Here is a 17736-nt window from a genome sequence, read left to right on the forward strand (position 1 = left end):
ATAGTCATTAATGATTAATGGACAGTTCATTTCTAATTACTATTCACTAATTACTAATTACTTCATTAATACACGTCTTTTTGATATTTCCCTTGGTTTTCCAATGTTTCCAGAACTTGTTTTGCTTCTTCAACTGAAATATTGCGTTCTTTTGCAATCACTTCCAGAATAGCCTGTTCCACATCCTGGCTCATCGGATTTTTCTGTCCGCAGATGTAAATTCCCGCACCGTTTTCCAACCAGTTATTGAATTCTTGTGCTTTTTCACGGATGCGGTCCTGCACATAAATCTTGCGTTCCTGATCTCTTGAGAAAGCCGTATCCAGTTTGGTTAAAACACCGGTTGTCAGCCATTCCTGAATTTCAGTCTGGTAGTAAAAATCCAATACGAAATGCTGCTCCCCGAAGAATAACCAGTTTTTTCCTTCAGCTCCGGTTACATCACGGTGTGCCAGGAAACTTCTGAACGGTGCGATGCCTGTTCCCGGCCCGATAAGGATAATATCCGTTTCATCATCCGGCAATCTGAAATTCTGGTTTTTGTGGATATAGAATTCCAATGCTGAATCCAAAGGAAAATCAGCCAAGAACTGAGAAGCCAATCCTGTTTTAGTTGTTGAACCAACCTGGAATGTATTCAAGTTCACCGTTAAATGCACTTGCCCGTCATGCGCTTCAGCAGAAGACGAAATCGAATACAAACGCGGCGCAATCGGTAATAAAACTTCAATCAAAGATTCAATTTCTAGTCCCGCTGGTTTTGGATATTGCTTCAAAACATCAATCAAATCAGCTTTTTCAGATGCAATTTCAGCTTCTAACAAATTCCCGATTTGTTCCAAAGAACGCTTGCTTAATCCTTTGATATTTCTTTCATGCAACCATTTTTCGGCTGTTGCTTTCTGCTCTTTAATTGTAATTTCTTTTGCCGAATCAGTTCCGAAATAATTCAAAATGAATTGTACCTCATCCTGATTATTCTTTGGTACAATCCCCAAAGCATCTCCAGGCTCATACGCCACTTCGTCATCTGAAGTAATCTCGATATGATACGTTTGCTTATTCGAACCGGTATCGTTCAGAATCACTCTGTGACTGATAACACCTGTATAATTCTTTTTGTGGGAAACTGTCGGCACTGATTTAGCTACAACCGGTTCAGCATTTTGATTTTGGAAAACTTTCTTCAAATCAGCCTCCCAATTTGTAACCGCATCAGCAAAATCCACATCCGCTTTTACCAATGGCAACAAACGTTTTGCTCCTTTTTCAGCCAAAACCTCGTCCAATAAAAGTCCGGCATTACAAAATAAAGGATACGATGAATCACCCAAACCTAACACAGCGAATGAAACTTTACTTAAATTCACTTCTGAAGCTTTCAATTTTTCATAAAAAGCCACGGCATTTTGGGGAAATTCACCTTCGCCCTGTGTGCTCATCACAAAAAGCACCAAACTTTCCTTTTCAAGTTTTGAAGCATCAAATTGGAATACATCAACAGCTTTTGCCTGGATTTTATCTTTTTTGAATGACGCCAGTAAGCCGGACGCCACTTTTTTAGAATTCCCGGTTTCGGTACCATAGATAATCAATGGTTTCAATGCCACCGGAACGGCAGTTGGAACAGCAGGGATACTAACACCCAAACGGCTTTGATCCAGGAAACCGGCCAAATAGCCTTTAGTCCAGATGATTTCTTCGCTTGATGCATTTTGCACCAATTGCTGTAATAAACTTAATTTAGTATCAGATAGCATTTTGATAAATTATTTTATGGTTATCGAAATAAGATTCTGTTGCATTTTTCTCAGTGAACCAATTAAATTGATGATGTAAATTGACCACCTTACCAATAATCAATAAAGTCGGTACATACTCAAATTCAGGTAAAGACTGCTGCTGGATTTCCTCAAAAGAGAATACTCTCGTTTTTTGGTCCGGAGTTGTAGCCTGTTGCACCACCGCAATTCCTTTTGTCACATCAATGCTGTGATCTAAAAGCTGCTGGGTTAAAGCATCCAGACGCTGACCGCTCATGTAAAAAACCAAAGTATCTTCGGTAGTAGCCCAATCGTTCCACTGATGTGGAGCAACTGTATTCAAATCATACAAAGTCAGAAAACGGACACCTCTGGAATATTCCCTTGCAGTTAACGGAATTCCGGTGTAAGCCGCCGCTCCGAAAGCTGCTGAAATACCCGGCACTATTTCATACTGGATTTCATTCGCAACCAAAACACGCAACTCATCCAGAACATTTGAAAACAAGGAGGCATCTCCTCCTTTTAACCGAAGCACCAGTTTCCCCTGCAACGCAAACTCGACCATTAAGTCGTTGATATCCTTTTGCGGCGTATGAATTCCTTTGGAACATTGTTTTCCCACATAGATAACCTCAGCATCTTTATTTGCATATTCTTCAATCAATACCGGTGAAACCAAACGGTCCGTTAAGACCACATCGGCAGTTTGCAGGTATTTGAGTGCTTTCAGACTGATCAAATCCGGATCACCCGGACCGGCTCCCGCCAGTATCACTTTTCCTGTATTTTTAAGTATCTTTTTCATTCGTCATTATTCTTTTTAATCGGGGCATTTCATTTCAAAAAGGCATAGAATCCCCCAGCCCCGTTCAAAAAAACAAGGTAAAATCCTATTTATTAAACAATTAGATTATTTCTTTAGAAGAGTCCTTCTATAGAAAGATAGCGTTCACCAGTATCATAATTAAACGTCAGAATCGTAGCATCATCCGGTAAGCTTGCAGCCTTTTTTGCCACAGCTGCCAAAGCCGCTCCGGTAGATATTCCAACCAAAATTCCTTCTTGTTTGGCAATCGCCCTTGTATATTCAAAAGCTTCATCCTTACCAACCTGAATTACTTCATCGATTAAATTCCCTTGGTAAATTTCAGGAATGAATCCGGCACCAATTCCCTGTATTGGATGTGGAGACGGAGCACCACCACTCAAAACTGGAGACAATTCAGGTTCAACAGCAATGACTTTTACGTTTGGAAACTTTTCCTTGATTACCGAAGCAACACCCGTTATATGTCCGCCTGTACCCACACCGGTAATGATGTAATCCAATCCATCAGGAAAATCAGCCAGAATTTCCTGTGCTGTTGTTCTTTGGTGCACTTCTACATTTGCCTGATTGGCAAACTGAGACGGTGACCAGGCATTCGGTGTCTGGCTTACTAATTCGTTGGCACGCTCAATAGCACCTTTCATTCCTTTTTCGCGTGGTGTAAGGTCAAATTCGGCGCCATAAATCTGCATCAACTTTCTGCGTTCAACACTCATCGATTCCGGCATCACCAAAACCACTTTGTATCCCTTAACGGCAGCCACCAAAGCCAATCCGATTCCTGTATTACCTGAAGTCGGTTCAATAATTACACTCTCCGGTTTTAAAATTCCTTTGACTTCTGCATCTTCAATCATGGACAAAGCAATTCGGTCCTTGATACTATTTCCGGGATTATTTCTTTCGAGTTTAATCCAGATATTTTTATTGGCGCCATACAAACTGTTGATTTTCACAACAGGTGTATTACCAATGGTTTCTAATATACTATTTGCTCTCATAATGTGTTGTGTGTTATTTATATTTATACTTGTTTTTTATTAAATCACGTAATTCAGTGCTTCCGGGAATTCACTTTTTTGCTTTATTTCAATTTCACTTTTATGATACACAAGCGAACTTTGTGGAACCGAATGGGTTAACCAGACATTACCGCCGATCACCGAATTTTCACCAATTGTGGTATTCCCTCCCAGAATTGTGGCATTGGCATAAATCGTCACATTACTTTCAATGGTAGGATGGCGTTTCACCGAAACATTGTCTTTTGAAACAGACAGGGCACCTAACGTAACACCTTGGTAAATCTTTACATTGTTCCCGATTTTTGCCGTTTCACCAATTACGATTCCGGTTCCGTGGTCGATGAAGAAATTCTCACCTATTTCGGCACCCGGATGAATATCAATTCCGGTACGGCCATGTACATATTCTGATATTACTCTTGGGATTGTTGGAATATTCAGTTTCCAAAACACATTGGCTATTCTATAAGCCGTGATGGCAAAAAATCCCGGATAAGCAATCAGTACTTCTTCTTTCGATTTGGCCGCCGGGTCAAAATTGACGATAGTTTCCAAATCGTTGGACAACACATAATGCAAAGATTCGATCTGATCGAAAAAATAATTGGAATACACCACAATCTGATTGGTATCATCCGTTATTTTGGCCAAAATATCCTGAAGTTTTAACTGAATCAGTTTTTCCCTGTTCTGAAAAAAACGATAGCTGTTGTATTCCTGGTTGATATCGAATAACCAGTTAAAAAGTTCGTCAACCCAGTTTTCGATCTGGATTTTATTGATTGGACTCTTCGCCCGCTCTTGATTTCTGGAATATATTGTGTATGACATGATTATAAAAACATTAAAGCTCCAACAGTAGTATAACTTGTTTCATCGATCAGGATGGCATTTCCTGATTTAGGATTTTTACCAAAGGCATCGTAAAACAATGGCTGATTGGTTTTCAGGCTGATTTGTGCGATGTCATTCAATCCTATTTCCGTCTCTTTTGTAAATTCCCAGTCGTTCACGTTCCATTTCTGGTCAACCGACTGGATTTTTACCCGTACATTTTTGAACCGGTGTTGCAGCAGATAGGTTTTTCCTAATTGGAAAGGCTGCGTATCCAACCATGAAACCCATGATTTGATTTCATTCGATTCTATTGGCAATTCACCAGACAATACAATGCTGTCACCACGGCTAATGTCCACATCCTTTTCAAAATGCAATACCACATTATCACCGGCTGATGCTGCTGTAACTACCTCAAGATTGCGTTCTATTTTTACAATTTTAGTTTCGATTCTGGCCGGAAGAATAGTAACCGCATCTCCCACTTTATACGTTCCGCTCAATACCAAACCGGCATATCCTCTGTAATCATGGTTTTCCTCATCTTTTGGACGGATGACCCATTGTACCTGAAAGCGTGATTCTAATTTGGACGTTGTGGCCAATTCGATAGACTCTAATGTTTCCAATAAGGCTTTCCCTTTGTACCATGGCGTGTTTTCTGATTTTCTCACAATATTATCACCTACCAAAGCACTCACCGGAATGTAAATCACCTCATCATAATTCAGTTCTTTTTTGATCGCTTCAAAATCGGATTGAATCTCATTGAACGTATTCTCCGAATAATTCAGTAAATCAATTTTATTCACCGCAATGATCGCTTTTTTGATTCCCATTAATGAACCTACACTGGCATGACGTTTGGTTTGTTCGGTAATTCCTTTCCGGGCATCCACTAAAATGATGATCAGATCAGAATTGGACGCACCGGTAATCATGTTTCTTGTATATTGCTCATGTCCGGGGGCATCGGCAATAATGAATTTTCTTTTCTTGGTCGAAAAATATTTATACGCCACATCGATGGTAATCCCTTGCTCACGTTCGGCTCTTAATCCATCAGTGATTAATGACAAATCGATGTCTACTCCTTCCTGTTTGGTTTGTTTTTGTAAAACACCTAATTGGTCTGTATGTATGCTGTCGGAATCGTAAAGTAACCGTCCTATCAAAGTACTTTTACCGTCATCTACGTTTCCTGCTGTTATAAATCGTAATGTATTCATCTGAGTTATTTGTTGTCTTGTTTTTAAAAATACCCTTGTTTTTTTCGGTCTTCCATGGCTGCTTCCGATAATTGATCATCCAATCGGGTTTGTCCTCTTTCACTGATTCTCGTTTGCACAATATCATCGATGATATCCTGTATTGTTGATGCTTCCGAAGGAACTGCCGCTGTACAGGTCATATCTCCAACGGTTCTGTAGCGTACTTTCACGACCACAACCGTATCATTTTCCTGTGGCAGGATAAACTGTGAAGTCGCTACTAATTTATCCTGATGCACTATACACTGTCTTTCATGGGCAAAATACAGACTCGGCAATTCGATGTTGTATTTTTGGATATAGTTCCACACATCTAATTCGGTCCAGTTACTAATCGGGAACACACGAACGTTATGGCCTTTTTGCACTTTACCGTTTAAGATATCCCATAACTCGGGACGTTGCAATTTTGGATCCCATTGCCCGAAGTCATCACGTACTGAAAAGATTCGCTCTTTGGCTCTTGCCTTTTCTTCATCACGGCGTGCTCCACCAATACAGGCATCAAACTCGTTTTCCTGAATAGTATCCAATAAGGTGTAAGTCTGCAACGCATTACGGGATGGAAATCGTCCGGCTGTTTCTTTTAAATTGTATTTTTTTATACTATCTTCTACATTACCAACAATTAGCTTTTCTCCAATCTGATTCACCAGTTTATCCCTGAATTCAATTGCTTCCGGGAAATTGTGCCCGGTATCGATGTGCACTAACGGAAACGGAAATTTCCCCGGACGGAATGCCTTCAATGCTAAATGCACCAACACAATCGAATCTTTTCCGCCTGAAAATAACAAGGCTGGCTTTTCAAACTGGGCCGCAGTTTCACGAAGGATATAAATCGCTTCGTTTTCTAATTGTTCTAAATAATTATTTGATATTGACATACTTTGTTTTTTGTTATGTTGTAATTTTTATTGATGTAATCCACATTCTTTTTTTGACTGATCTTCCCACCACCATCTTCCGGCTCTGAAATCTTCTCCTTTTTTCACCGCTCTGGTACAGGGTGCACAGCCTATACTGATAAAATTCTGATCGTGTAAGGTATTGTAAGGCACTCCGTTTCGCTTTAAATAATGAACCACATCATCGGTCGACCAATGTAAAAGTGGGTTGTATTTATACAATTGATATTGCTCATCCCACTGAATAATCTCCAAATTGTTACGGTTATCCGATTGTTGTGCCCTTAAACCCGTGATCCATACTTTTGCTCCTTTTACTGCTTTTTGGAGCGGAATCACTTTCCGGATATGGCAGCATTCTTTCCGCAACTCAACCGAATTATAAAAACCGTTGATACCATTCTTGTTCACATAGGTTTCCAGTTCATCGGTATCCGGATAATAAACCCGTATGGGCTGATTGTACTGCAATAATGTTTTATCCCAAACGGCATAGGTTTCGGGAAACAACCGACCGGTATCCAATGTGAATGCCTCAATGTTTTTTAATTTCTGGCCAAAAACCCCATGACTGATTACCTGGTCTTCAATTCCGAAACTGGTCGAGAATACAATTTTACCTTCTGTATTTTCAGACAGAAAGCGCAATCCTTCTTCCGGATTTTCTATTTGTGATAATTGATTTAAAAAATTACTATTCATATGCAGGTAATATTTGCTTTTAATTGGTCATATGCAATCTCCTTATTTTCATTCGTATTTGTTTTCAACAAACCCGTTGTTAGTGTCGATTTCATTTGTTTTTGTTTGTTGTGTAAAAAAAAAGTCCTTTTGGATCTATTACCAAAAGGACTTTACAGTTGAACTATAACTAAATTAAGTCTTTTACATACGGCAATAGAGAATCCGGGCGCTTTTACAGCACTTGTAGCAACAGCAAACTGACATTGTATTTGTAATTTTAGTTGACATTTGTAATTTCTCTTTTGTACTTATTTTTTTAAATAAAAAAACCCCTGCTTTCGGCAGAGGTCTCAGATATGTATTGTTGTTCAAATTTATGCAATACCAGCCTCTGCGGAAGTCTTCCACATAAAACAACAAGTATTGCAAATAGTCTGATTCATTTTTCTCTTAATTTCTTCTGCAAATGTAGATTAATTTTCTTTAAACACAAATTTAAAAGATTATTTTTCTGTATTTTATTATAAAAAACACTCAATTTAGTTTTTTATTCTCATTTATTCTCTTCTGATAGAATGGATTTTTACAAAAACCCAACAACCCAATTCATTTTTTAATCCGGAAAAACCTCATCAAAAACCTTGATAATATCTTCAATGGCTTCATTCCCGACCGAGACCCTCAAAATATCCGGACTCATTCCTTTTTCATTTAATATCCTGACACCTTCTTCTGTTTTGGTCAGATCATAATGGGCCAGATAAACATAAGGCATCACCAGTGTAAAATCGGTACCCAGGCTTGGCCCTTTGGCCGTTTTCAACAAGTCATAATATTTTGAAATATTCTCTTTCACCTCGATAGTCAGCAATCCCGGGATTATTCCTGAATTATTGATTTTCCTGTAATTCTTCTCAGAATCATCTTCCAAAACACTCCAGACTTTCTTTACGGCTTTTTTCCGGCTCAGCACTTCAATCAGCCGTTTCGTATTTTCTGATGATTTCAAGACTCTTTTCTCATAATCACTAATCTGAAAACCCAAACGGTCTACTTCTGCTTTATAAGGCGGAACTACAAATCTTTCAAAAATTTCTTTGTCAATTCCCGATGTTTCCGATACAATAACCGCTCCCATTAAAACGTCGCCTTTACCGCAGGCAAACTTCGACAAGCTCTCCACTGCGACATCACAATATTTTAAAATCGGCGCATTAAAAGGCGTGATTAATGTTGTATCCAAAACCAGCTTGACTTTGTATTTTTCACAAATTGCATGCAAACCAATAATATCAACACATTGGATTTTAGGATTGGAAACCACTTCCGTTATAACGACTGATACGCTGGCATGATTATCCTTCAGCCAGTCTTCCAGTTGCCCTAAATCATGAACATTAACCTGCAAATGTGTTAGCTGGCTTCTTTTTTGGATGACTTCCATCGTATCCACATAAAGCCAACCCAATTGCACCACTACATTTTTTTCATTAGACTTTTCTGCAGAAACCAAAGCTTCACAAACCGCAAAAAAAGCATTCGCTCCGGAATTTGTCAAAATCACATTCTCAGGCTTGGCATTATAAGCATCGGATAATACCGAAATTATTGCCGTACTCCCTCCACTCACTTTAACTCTTTCCTCAACGAAAGATTCCGACAGAAATCCTATTTTTAATAATGTCGATTCTGCTTGGCGCGAACTGATAATCAACCCGGCATTACGGATAAAATCTTTTATTTGCTGTATCCGTTCATCATCATGACTGAACAGTAAAAAAACATTTCCGTCTTCTTCAATATAAACCGGCCTCTCGTTTATCAAATAAACCAAAACCTCATAAGCTTGAAGGGACGTAATGGGAAGAACAACCAGATCAGGAGAAATATCATGCAACTCTGTCACATAATCAACCAAACGTTGTACCCATTTATTTCTGAAAAACCGCGGATAACCGGATTGCATTTTCCCCACAACCGAATCATCACCTTCTTCATAAGCAATTACATCATCCAATGTTGGCAGACTAACAGACACGGCATGCGGATTATTAAACGGAACAGCTGCACCACAAGGGATATGACAAAGATACTCGCTCATCAATTCACACATTTCAAAGCCACCGCCTGAATTGCCTGCTTTAAGTCCTGAATCAAATCTTCAGTATCTTCCAAGCCAACAGAAATACGCACAGTTGCTTTCGTTAAACCAATTTTCTTCAAATCTTCTTCTGAATAGGTTGCATGGCTCATCCTCGCCGGAATTTCCAAACGGGAATCAGCTGTACCAAACGATACTTTTTCACCGAAAAGCTTCGAATTTTTAATCAAAGCTTCAGCCAATTCTTCGCTTTCCAGTTGCACAGTCAACACAGACGGAACAATTTTCATCTGTTTTTTAACCAATTCATATTGCGGATGGGAAGGCAATCCCGGGAATTTAACATCTATAACTTCTGGAATTTCCAATAAATAGTTCGCTAAACGCAGGGCACTTTGTTCCTGTGTTTTCATTCTGTACACCAATGTTGGTAAACCCAATGACACCAGAAAAACATCAAACGGACTTTGGGCTCTTCCCTGTGCGTTTGAAAAATAACCAAGCTTCTCAGCCCATTCCGGCGTTTTGGCCACAATGGCTCCTGCAACCACACTTCCATGTCCTGATATAAATTTAGTAGCCGAGAATAAAGAAAAATCAGCACCTAAATCCAAAGGACGTTGCGAAGCAAAAGTCGCCATACTGTTATCAACCGCAAAAAGTGAATTATATTTTTTCACCAGTTTTCCAATACTTTCAAGATCAATAATCTTCAAACCCGGATTAGTTGGTGATTCACACAAAACCAATCGTATGCTATTCTTATTCAATATTTTTTCAACCTCATCCTCATCGGTAAAATCAGCATAAAATGTCTGAATGTTATTCTTCTCAAACAACACATTCAGTAAACGGTAAGTCCCTCCATAACAATCTTTCTCCACCAAAACCAAATCACCCGATTTCAAAACTGTTTCAAACAACAATGAAATAGCCGCAATGCCTGTGTTCGTACACACACATCCTGCTCCGTTCTCAGCCTGGGTGAAAATTTCCTCCAAAGCATTTCTGGTTGGGTTATCAGTCCGGGAATAATCATACACTTTATCACAACCCAATTGACGTTTCAAATCAAAAGTCGCCGTGTTGTAAATAGGCAGATGTGTCGCACCGTATGCATCAATGGTGTTGCAGTGTTGCGTGATGTTTGCTAATAATGTTTCCAGTTGCATTGTTGTGTTGTTTTAGGTATTGTTAAAAAAAAACCTCTGCAAAAGCAGAGGTGACTATTTATGTTTTCTTCAATTTATGAAATAGCGTCCTCTGCGGAATTCCTCCACATCATCATATACGCCATCATCTTTTTGAATGTTGTTTTCATCATTATTATTTCGACAAGGCAAAATTAGAAATATTTTCTTTTTAAAAAAGATATATAGATTATTTTTCTATTTTTTGTTATTCAAATCAATTTAATCGGAATTAATTTCTAAAATTTTACTTTTAAACAAATTATAATTCAGCAGAAACAGGTATTTACCGACTTAAATTTCAGCCGTTTAGAAAAAATAAAGTTAATATTGATTTGCAATTCAAAATCCTTTCATACATTTGCACTCGAAAATCAAGAGGAAAAATTTGAACTGATTGCAACCTCATTAAAAAAATGCTAAAGCAGTAAACACTACTCTTTAGGCAATCCCTGCAATTATTTCCTCACTTATTAAATTTAAAAAATAAATTTTTATGGCTTATTTATTTACGTCAGAATCAGTGAGTGAAGGACATCCGGACAAAGTGGCTGACCAAATCAGTGATGCACTAATCGATAACTTTTTAGCATTTGACCCTGAGTCAAAAGTAGCTTGCGAAACCTTAGTAACCACAGGACAGGTTATTCTGGCAGGCGAAGTAAAATCAAAAACCTATTTAGACGTTCAGAACATTGCACGTGAAGTAATCAAAAAAATCGGTTACACCAAAAGCGAGTATATGTTTGAAGCAAACTCTTGTGGGGTTTTATCAGCTATTCATGAACAATCTGACGACATCAACCGCGGGGTTGACCGTATTACAGCAGTAACTGATTTCGAAACCAAAGCAAACGCTCAAGGTGCCGGTGACCAGGGGATCATGTTTGGTTATGCAACCAACGAAACTCAGGACTACATGCCGCTAGCACTTGATTTAGCTCATAAATTACTTCAGGAATTAGCTGATTTAAGAAGAGAGAATGCTGCTATCACTTATTTACGTCCTGACGCAAAATCACAGGTAACCTTAGAGTACGACAACAACAATAAACCGGTTAGAATTGACGCTATCGTTATTTCAACCCAACATGATGACTTCGCAGAAGAAACTGAAATGTTGGCTAAAATCAAAAAAGACATCATAGAAATTTTAATCCCGAGAATTATTGCAAAATACCCTCAGTATGCGCATTTATTCAACGATAAAATCGAATACCACATTAACCCTACCGGTAAATTCGTAATTGGAGGACCACACGGGGATACAGGATTAACAGGAAGAAAAATCATCGTAGATACTTACGGCGGTAAAGGAGCACACGGTGGTGGTGCATTCTCAGGAAAAGACCCATCAAAAGTTGACCGTTCTGCTGCATATGCAACACGTCACATCGCTAAAAACTTAGTAGCTGCAGGTGTAGCTGATGAAGTTTTGGTACAGGTATCATACGCAATCGGTGTTGCCAAACCTTGTAACGTATACATCAATACTTACGGAACAGCTAAAAATGGTTTAACCGATATTCAGATTTCTGAAAAAGTAAATGAATTATTCGATTTAAGACCTTACGCTATCGAACAACGTTTAAAATTAAGAACTCCTATCTACAGCGAAACTGCTGCTTACGGACACATGGGACGTAAAAACGAAGTGGTAACCAAAACTTTCGTTTCACCAACAGGAGAGAAAAAAGAAATCGAAGTAGAATTATTCACTTGGGAAAAATTAGACTTCGTAGATAAAATCAAAGCTGCTTTCGGAATTTAATCACCGGAATAAGCAAACTCTTTAAAATCCCGTCTCGCCTAACAACGAGCGGGATTTTTTATTTTAAGCAAATTAAATCGTAAATTAGCAAATATGAAAACAGCTCTTTACTTCATTTTCGTCTTGCTTTCAACGATTGGCTTTGCCCAATATACAAATCCGGTCGCTTCAAAAATGGGCACCGAATTCATCCAGGCCGACACTTACCTGGGTGAAGACGCCTACAGTTTTCAGTATTTTACCAAAAATAACGTCCTTTTCAAAAAAAGCAACAACGTCTTTTTCCAGTATAAAAATCTTTCTTTGGGAAAAATCACAAGGGTTGACTTACAAAACCCACTACGGATCCTTGTATTCTACCAGGACTTCAATACGGTTCTGGCTCTCGACAGCCAATTGAACGAAATACAACGAATCAATTTTTCAGAAAACCAGTCCGGACTTACAGCCTCATCAGTTGGTCTGGCCTCCCAAAACAATTACTGGGTTTTTGACATGCCCACACAACAGCTTTACCTTTACAATTATGTAAAAAACACAACACAATTGGTGGGTAACCCATTTCCCAAAAACATTAAAAATTACAGTTGCAACTTCAACCTTTTTTACTGGACAGACGAAGACAACAAATATTACACCTCTGATATTTTCGGAAAGAAAGAACTTTTGGGAACCATACCCGGATATGACCAGATTTTTATGTACGACGAAAGAATGATTCTTTACAAAAAAGAGGAAAAACTTTATTTTTTCGACTTGATCCAAAACAAATCAATACCGGTTAAAGAAGTTGAAAATTCCTTTAAAAGTTTCTACTATAAAAACCAAAATTTAGCTATTTTTACCCCCGAAGGAATCACAAACTATAAAATCAATTTACCATAATGCATATAGCAGTTGCAGGAAACATCGGCGCAGGAAAAACCACATTAACCAAACTTTTATCCAAACATTTTAAGTGGGAACCACATTTTGAAGACGTGGTAGACAATCCGTACCTTGATGACTTTTACCACTCAATGGAACGCTGGAGTTTCAACCTTCAGATTTACTTCCTGAACAGCCGCTTCCGCCAGATTTTACAAATCCGTCAAAGTGGTAAAAAAATAATCCAGGACAGGACTATCTACGAAGATTCACACATCTTCGCCCCCAACCTTCATGCAATGGGATTAATGACCAATAGGGATTTTGAAAACTACAAATCGCTGTTCGAATTAATGGAAACCATGGTGGAAGCACCGGATTTATTGATTTATCTAAGAAGCTCTATCCCGAATTTAGTAAAACAAATCCACATGCGCGGGCGCGATTACGAGAACACCATCTCAATCGATTATTTAAGCCGCCTGAACGAACGCTACGAAGCCTGGATTCAAAGTTATACCAAAGGAAAATTATTAATCATCGACGTTGACAATATTGACTTCGTTAATAATCCGGAAGACCTGGGAATGATCATCAACCGTATCGATGCTGAAATAAACGGACTTTTTTAACACAGGAACACTATCGTATCCAAAGTGGGAATATGAAGAAAATTATACTGCACTTCATCCTCATCTGCATAGTTGTCATTCTGCCTGTTATCATTTTCGAATACATGTCGAATCATGAATACCATGATTTTGCATTTATCGGAGGCATTACCTATTTCATCTATGCTTTGTACTGGATTTTGAAAATTAAAAACCATACCGCAAAAATTATATTCGGAAGCATATTGCAATTCCTCTTTATAATGGTTGTAGGGCTATTTTTTATTGAAGTTGAAAATTTTGAGTTTACCTCACCGGTATTACTGGCAATTAATTTAATGATTTACCCATACCTACTCATCAAAAACCCAAGATCAAAAGACAAAAAGAAATGGAAAGCATTCTTATTAAGCTTTATCATAATTTTCATCTTATCCCTTTTAGGTTCGTTATTCTGGTTCTATGTTTTAGCCATGAGCGGTATGCAAAATATGCGTTATTAATTCATTACATAAAAAAAGCCCCGTTTTCCGGGGCTTTTTCTATATAATCCAAAACAACAAAATTATTGCTTTTCGATCGAATCAATCTTGGCCTGAACCTCAGCTTCCGTTCCTTCAAAAACATCTGACGTTTCATACGTCTTACCGTTTTCTGTAGTTCTGATCATCACGGTAGCTTTAACCTTCCCGTTCACCATTTCTTTTTTCACCTGAATTTTACGGTCCATTTCTTTCACCGTATGCCCTGACGGAGTACAACAAACCATCTTACAGCCTTCTACGTTTTTGAACTTACCGTCCACACCATAATGCGCCATGCAAACTGCTTTTTCTTCAGCCGAACAACCCATTTCATCACACATTTTGGCACATTCATCCTTAGTCATCATGGCCATACCGGCAGGATCACATTTCATGCTTTTCGCTTCGCATTTCTCCATGGCACTGCAACAACTTCCTTTTGCTGCCGAACCGTGCGAACCATTACCTAAAATCGGAGCAATTACCAACCCGATCAGACAGGTTAACTTAATCAAAATATTCATGGAAGGCCCTGAAGTATCTTTAAAAGGATCACCAACCGTATCTCCGGTTACCGCCGCTTTATGCGCATCAGAACCTTTATAGGTCATTTCACCGTTGATCATAACACCGGCTTCAAACGATTTTTTTGCATTATCCCAAGAACCTCCTGCGTTATTCTGGAATACAGCCCAAAGCACTCCCGAAACAGTAACCCCGGCCATATAACCTCCCAGCATTTCAGCAATCAACTGGTGATTATCTCTGTATACTACCAATCCTAATAAAACAATAGCAATAGGAAAACCAATAGTCAAAATTCCCGGCAGCATCATTTCACGTAATGCCGCTTTTGTAGAAATCTCAACACACTTACCGTATTCTGGTTTTCCGGTTCCTTCCATGATGCCCGGAATTTCTTTAAACTGACGGCGTACTTCATACACCATATCCATAGCTGCTTTTCCTACCGAATTCATAGCCAAAGCCGAGAAAACCACCGGAATCATACCACCCACAAATAACATAGCTAAAACCGGCGCTTTAAAGATATTGATACCGTCAATTCCGGTAAACGTAACATAAGCCGCAAATAAAGCCAATGAGGTCAACGCTGCAGATGCAATCGCAAAACCTTTCCCGGTCGCAGCCGTAGTATTACCAACAGAATCCAGAATATCAGTCCGTGTACGTACTTCTTTAGGCAATTCGCTCATTTCAGCAATTCCTCCGGCATTATCAGAGATAGGACCAAACGCATCAATCGCCAATTGCATCGCAGTTGTAGCCATCATAGCCGAAGCCGCCAATGCCACTCCGTAGAATCCAGCCAATGCATACGAAACCCAAATTGCTGCCGCAAACAATAAAACTGTGGGGAATGTTGAAATCATACCTGTTGCCAAACCGGCAATAACATTAGTTCCTGCTCCCGTTGAGGATTTCTGCACAATAGCCATAACCGGTTTCGTACCCAAACCTGTATAGTATTCCGTTACCGAAGAAATAACACCACCCACAACCAAACCAACAATAGTAGCATAAAACACACGCATTGATGATATTTGTTGCGAACCTTCTCCGAAGAATTCCATAGTCATAACTTCAGGCAACATATGTTGCACCAAAAAGAAACACGATACGGCCGTTAAAACAATCGAAACCCAGTTACCGATATTCAACGCTTTTTGAACCTGCGCTTCTTTAGCATCGTCGCTTGTGATTTTTACCAACATGGTTCCGATGATCGAGAATAAAATCCCGAAACCGGCAATCGCCATCGGTAACAAAATAGGACCAATACCATTAAATGCATCGTCAATTTTACCGCCCATGTCTTTGATAACATAATTACCCAAAACCATGGCAGCCAATACTGTCGCCACGTACGAACCAAACAAGTCGGCCCCCATACCGGCAACATCTCCCACATTGTCCCCAACGTTATCAGCAATAGTAGCCGGGTTACGCGGATCATCTTCCGGAATACCTGCCTCTACCTTACCTACCAAGTCAGCTCCCACGTCAGCAGCTTTAGTATATATACCTCCACCTACACGGGCAAACAACGCAATAGATTCGGCTCCAAGCGAAAAACCGGCCAATGTCTCCAAAACCACGGTCATATCATCAGTAGAAGTCCACGAACCGCCCATAAAAAAATTAAAGAAAAATATAAAGAAGGACGTCAGACCCAAAACAGCCAGACCGGCCACACCCAATCCCATTACGGTACCACCACCGAAAGAAACCTTAAGTGCCTGCGGCAAACTGCTTCGCGCTGCCTGTGTTGTTCTTACGTTTGTTTTGGTAGCAATCTTCATCCCCATATTTCCCGCCAGGGCAGAAAAAAAGGCACCGAAAATAAATGCCACTACTATCAACAAATGTGTTTTCACACCCGGTAAATACGTTATTCCTGCAAGAACCAAACTTGCCCCGATAACAAAGAAAGCCAATAATCTGTACTCTGCTTTCAGGAATGCCAGGGCGCCTTCGTAAATATAATCTGAAATCTCTTTCATCTTACCGTCTCCGGCATCCTGTTTGAGCACCCAAGCTCTTTTGACCGCCATAAAAGCCAGCCCAATTAATGCCATAATTATAGGCACATAAATCATCATTGAATTCATAAAATTGTTTTTGGTTAGTTAATCATATTCGTAAATATATGAAAATCAATACAAATAAAAAAGGCAACATTCTATAAAAAAACGTTGCCTTTTCACTAACCAAAAACAAAAAACTATCTTATACTGAATAAACCTTCCGGCTTATTTTCGATTGCATTAAAACGGTCAATACACTCTTTAAGGATTCTTTGGGCTTCATTCACATCACCCCATCCCTGTACATCAACTTGTTTGTTCTCCAAGTCTTTGTAAACTTCAAAGAAGTGCTCGATTTCTTTCAATAAATGCGGATTCATATCCGACAAATCATTCAACTTATTCCAGATTGGATCTGAAACAGGAACACAGATTACTTTTTCATCCGGTCCTTTATCATCTGCCATATGGAAAACACCAATTGGCTTCACCTCGATAACACATCCTGGAAATGTTGGCTTGGTAACCAATACCAAAACATCCAATGGATCACCGTCCAAAGCTAAAGTTTCAGGAATGAACCCATAGTCAGCCGGGTACATCATTGAAGAAAATAACATACGGTCGAAACGCATTCTTTTCATTTCGAAATCGTACTCATATTTATTACGGCTTCCACGTGGAATTTCAACTAAAACGTCGAAAGTTTTTATTTTATCTGCAGTCATATCGCAATCCTTTTTTATTTTGAGGGTGCAAAAGTACGCAAAAAGTTAGAAGTTAAAAGAGTGAAAATGGAACTT

15 protein-coding genes are annotated in these 17736 nt (G+C 39.1%); 4 read left to right on the top strand and 11 right to left on the bottom strand.

Annotated elements, in window-relative coordinates; translation table 11 throughout:
- Positions 1 to 65: 65 nt before the first annotated feature.
- The 9 genes from NAT51_RS14515 to NAT51_RS14555 form a co-directional block, all read right to left on the bottom strand.
- Complete coding sequence (locus NAT51_RS14515) at positions 66 to 1760, bottom strand: diflavin oxidoreductase (RefSeq protein ID WP_250599867.1); 1695 nt, start codon at positions 1758 to 1760, stop codon at positions 66 to 68.
- Complete coding sequence (gene cobA, locus NAT51_RS14520) at positions 1750 to 2571, bottom strand: uroporphyrinogen-III C-methyltransferase (RefSeq protein ID WP_250599869.1); 822 nt, start codon at positions 2569 to 2571, stop codon at positions 1750 to 1752. The genes NAT51_RS14515 and cobA overlap by 11 nt, the downstream gene beginning before the upstream one ends.
- 113 nt (positions 2572 to 2684) lie before the next feature.
- Positions 2685 to 3596: a cysteine synthase A gene (gene cysK / locus NAT51_RS14525; RefSeq protein WP_250599871.1), complete on the bottom strand. Its 912-nt coding sequence runs from the start codon at positions 3594 to 3596 to the stop codon at positions 2685 to 2687.
- 39 nt (positions 3597 to 3635) lie between these two features.
- The gene (gene epsC / locus NAT51_RS14530) at positions 3636 to 4451 is read right to left on the bottom strand and encodes a serine O-acetyltransferase EpsC (protein ID WP_250599872.1); all 816 of its coding nucleotides are present in this window, start codon (positions 4449 to 4451) and stop codon (positions 3636 to 3638) included.
- 2 nt (positions 4452 to 4453) lie between these two features.
- The gene (locus tag NAT51_RS14535) at positions 4454 to 5686 is read right to left on the bottom strand and encodes a sulfate adenylyltransferase subunit 1 (RefSeq protein ID WP_250599874.1); all 1233 of its coding nucleotides are present in this window, start codon (positions 5684 to 5686) and stop codon (positions 4454 to 4456) included.
- A gap of 23 nt (positions 5687 to 5709) precedes the next feature.
- A complete protein-coding gene (gene cysD, locus NAT51_RS14540) occupies positions 5710 to 6615 on the bottom strand; it encodes a sulfate adenylyltransferase subunit CysD (protein ID WP_250599876.1) in 906 nt (301 codons plus the stop codon).
- A 27-nt stretch (positions 6616 to 6642) separates the two neighbouring features.
- The gene (locus tag NAT51_RS14545) at positions 6643 to 7338 is read right to left on the bottom strand and encodes a phosphoadenylyl-sulfate reductase (RefSeq protein WP_250599878.1); all 696 of its coding nucleotides are present in this window, start codon (positions 7336 to 7338) and stop codon (positions 6643 to 6645) included.
- A 595-nt stretch (positions 7339 to 7933) separates the two neighbouring features.
- The gene (locus NAT51_RS14550; RefSeq protein WP_250599880.1) at positions 7934 to 9421 is read right to left on the bottom strand and encodes a PLP-dependent transferase; all 1488 of its coding nucleotides are present in this window, start codon (positions 9419 to 9421) and stop codon (positions 7934 to 7936) included.
- Entirely contained in the window at positions 9421 to 10593 is a 1173-nt protein-coding gene (locus tag NAT51_RS14555; RefSeq protein ID WP_250599882.1) for a trans-sulfuration enzyme family protein, read from the bottom strand. The genes NAT51_RS14550 and NAT51_RS14555 overlap by 1 nt, the downstream gene beginning before the upstream one ends.
- A 514-nt stretch (positions 10594 to 11107) precedes the next feature.
- On the opposite strand from NAT51_RS14555, the gene metK reads away from it, so the two are divergent.
- The 4 genes from metK (at position 11108) to NAT51_RS14575 (ending at position 14363) form a co-directional block, all read left to right on the top strand.
- A complete protein-coding gene (gene metK / locus NAT51_RS14560; RefSeq protein WP_250599884.1) occupies positions 11108 to 12382 on the top strand; it encodes a methionine adenosyltransferase in 1275 nt (424 codons plus the stop codon).
- A 93-nt stretch (positions 12383 to 12475) separates the two neighbouring features.
- Positions 12476 to 13267, top strand: coding sequence for a hypothetical protein (locus NAT51_RS14565; protein ID WP_250599886.1), 792 nt, complete (start codon positions 12476 to 12478; stop codon positions 13265 to 13267).
- Positions 13267 to 13881, top strand: coding sequence for a deoxynucleoside kinase (locus NAT51_RS14570; RefSeq protein WP_250599888.1), 615 nt, complete (start codon positions 13267 to 13269; stop codon positions 13879 to 13881). Before NAT51_RS14565 ends, NAT51_RS14570 begins: the two co-directional genes overlap by 1 nt.
- Positions 13882 to 13913: 32 nt before the next feature.
- Positions 13914 to 14363, top strand: coding sequence for a hypothetical protein (locus NAT51_RS14575; protein WP_250599890.1), 450 nt, complete (start codon positions 13914 to 13916; stop codon positions 14361 to 14363).
- 62 nt (positions 14364 to 14425) lie between these two features.
- Here NAT51_RS14575 and NAT51_RS14580 read toward each other — a convergent pair whose 3' ends face one another.
- Both NAT51_RS14580 and NAT51_RS14585 read right to left on the bottom strand, forming a co-directional pair.
- Positions 14426 to 17017, bottom strand: coding sequence for a sodium-translocating pyrophosphatase (locus NAT51_RS14580; protein WP_250599892.1), 2592 nt, complete (start codon positions 17015 to 17017; stop codon positions 14426 to 14428).
- Between the two features lie 113 nt (positions 17018 to 17130).
- Positions 17131 to 17661 (bottom strand): inorganic diphosphatase, encoded by a 531-nt coding sequence (locus NAT51_RS14585; protein WP_250599893.1) that lies wholly within the window; start codon positions 17659 to 17661, stop codon positions 17131 to 17133.
- Positions 17662 to 17736: the final 75 nt, after the last annotated feature.

It is taken from the genome of Flavobacterium amniphilum (genome assembly GCF_023634845.1).
Taxonomy (GTDB): Bacteria; Bacteroidota; Bacteroidia; order Flavobacteriales; family Flavobacteriaceae; genus Flavobacterium; species Flavobacterium amniphilum.

What these genes read in the sequence shown, in the direction of transcription:
- metK (WP_250599884.1), top strand. Translation starts at nt 11,108, where the DNA reads ATGGCTTATTTATTTACGTCAGAATCAGTGAGTGAAGGACATCCGGAC.
- NAT51_RS14555 (WP_250599882.1), bottom strand. Translation starts at nt 10,593, where the DNA reads ATGCAACTGGAAACATTATTAGCAAACATCACGCAACACTGCAACACC.
- NAT51_RS14585 (WP_250599893.1), bottom strand. Translation starts at nt 17,661, where the DNA reads ATGACTGCAGATAAAATAAAAACTTTCGACGTTTTAGTTGAAATTCCA.
- cobA (WP_250599869.1), bottom strand. Translation starts at nt 2,571, where the DNA reads ATGAAAAAGATACTTAAAAATACAGGAAAAGTGATACTGGCGGGAGCC.
- cysD (WP_250599876.1), bottom strand. Translation starts at nt 6,615, where the DNA reads ATGTCAATATCAAATAATTATTTAGAACAATTAGAAAACGAAGCGATT.
- epsC (WP_250599872.1), bottom strand. Translation starts at nt 4,451, where the DNA reads ATGTCATACACAATATATTCCAGAAATCAAGAGCGGGCGAAGAGTCCA.
- NAT51_RS14565 (WP_250599886.1), top strand. Translation starts at nt 12,476, where the DNA reads ATGAAAACAGCTCTTTACTTCATTTTCGTCTTGCTTTCAACGATTGGC.
- NAT51_RS14570 (WP_250599888.1), top strand. Translation starts at nt 13,267, where the DNA reads ATGCATATAGCAGTTGCAGGAAACATCGGCGCAGGAAAAACCACATTA.
- cysK (WP_250599871.1), bottom strand. Translation starts at nt 3,596, where the DNA reads ATGAGAGCAAATAGTATATTAGAAACCATTGGTAATACACCTGTTGTG.
- NAT51_RS14575 (WP_250599890.1), top strand. Translation starts at nt 13,914, where the DNA reads ATGAAGAAAATTATACTGCACTTCATCCTCATCTGCATAGTTGTCATT.
- NAT51_RS14550 (WP_250599880.1), bottom strand. Translation starts at nt 9,421, where the DNA reads ATGAGCGAGTATCTTTGTCATATCCCTTGTGGTGCAGCTGTTCCGTTT.
- NAT51_RS14545 (WP_250599878.1), bottom strand. Translation starts at nt 7,338, where the DNA reads ATGAATAGTAATTTTTTAAATCAATTATCACAAATAGAAAATCCGGAA.
- NAT51_RS14580 (WP_250599892.1), bottom strand. Translation starts at nt 17,017, where the DNA reads ATGAATTCAATGATGATTTATGTGCCTATAATTATGGCATTAATTGGG.
- NAT51_RS14515 (WP_250599867.1), bottom strand. Translation starts at nt 1,760, where the DNA reads ATGCTATCTGATACTAAATTAAGTTTATTACAGCAATTGGTGCAAAAT.
- NAT51_RS14535 (WP_250599874.1), bottom strand. Translation starts at nt 5,686, where the DNA reads ATGAATACATTACGATTTATAACAGCAGGAAACGTAGATGACGGTAAA.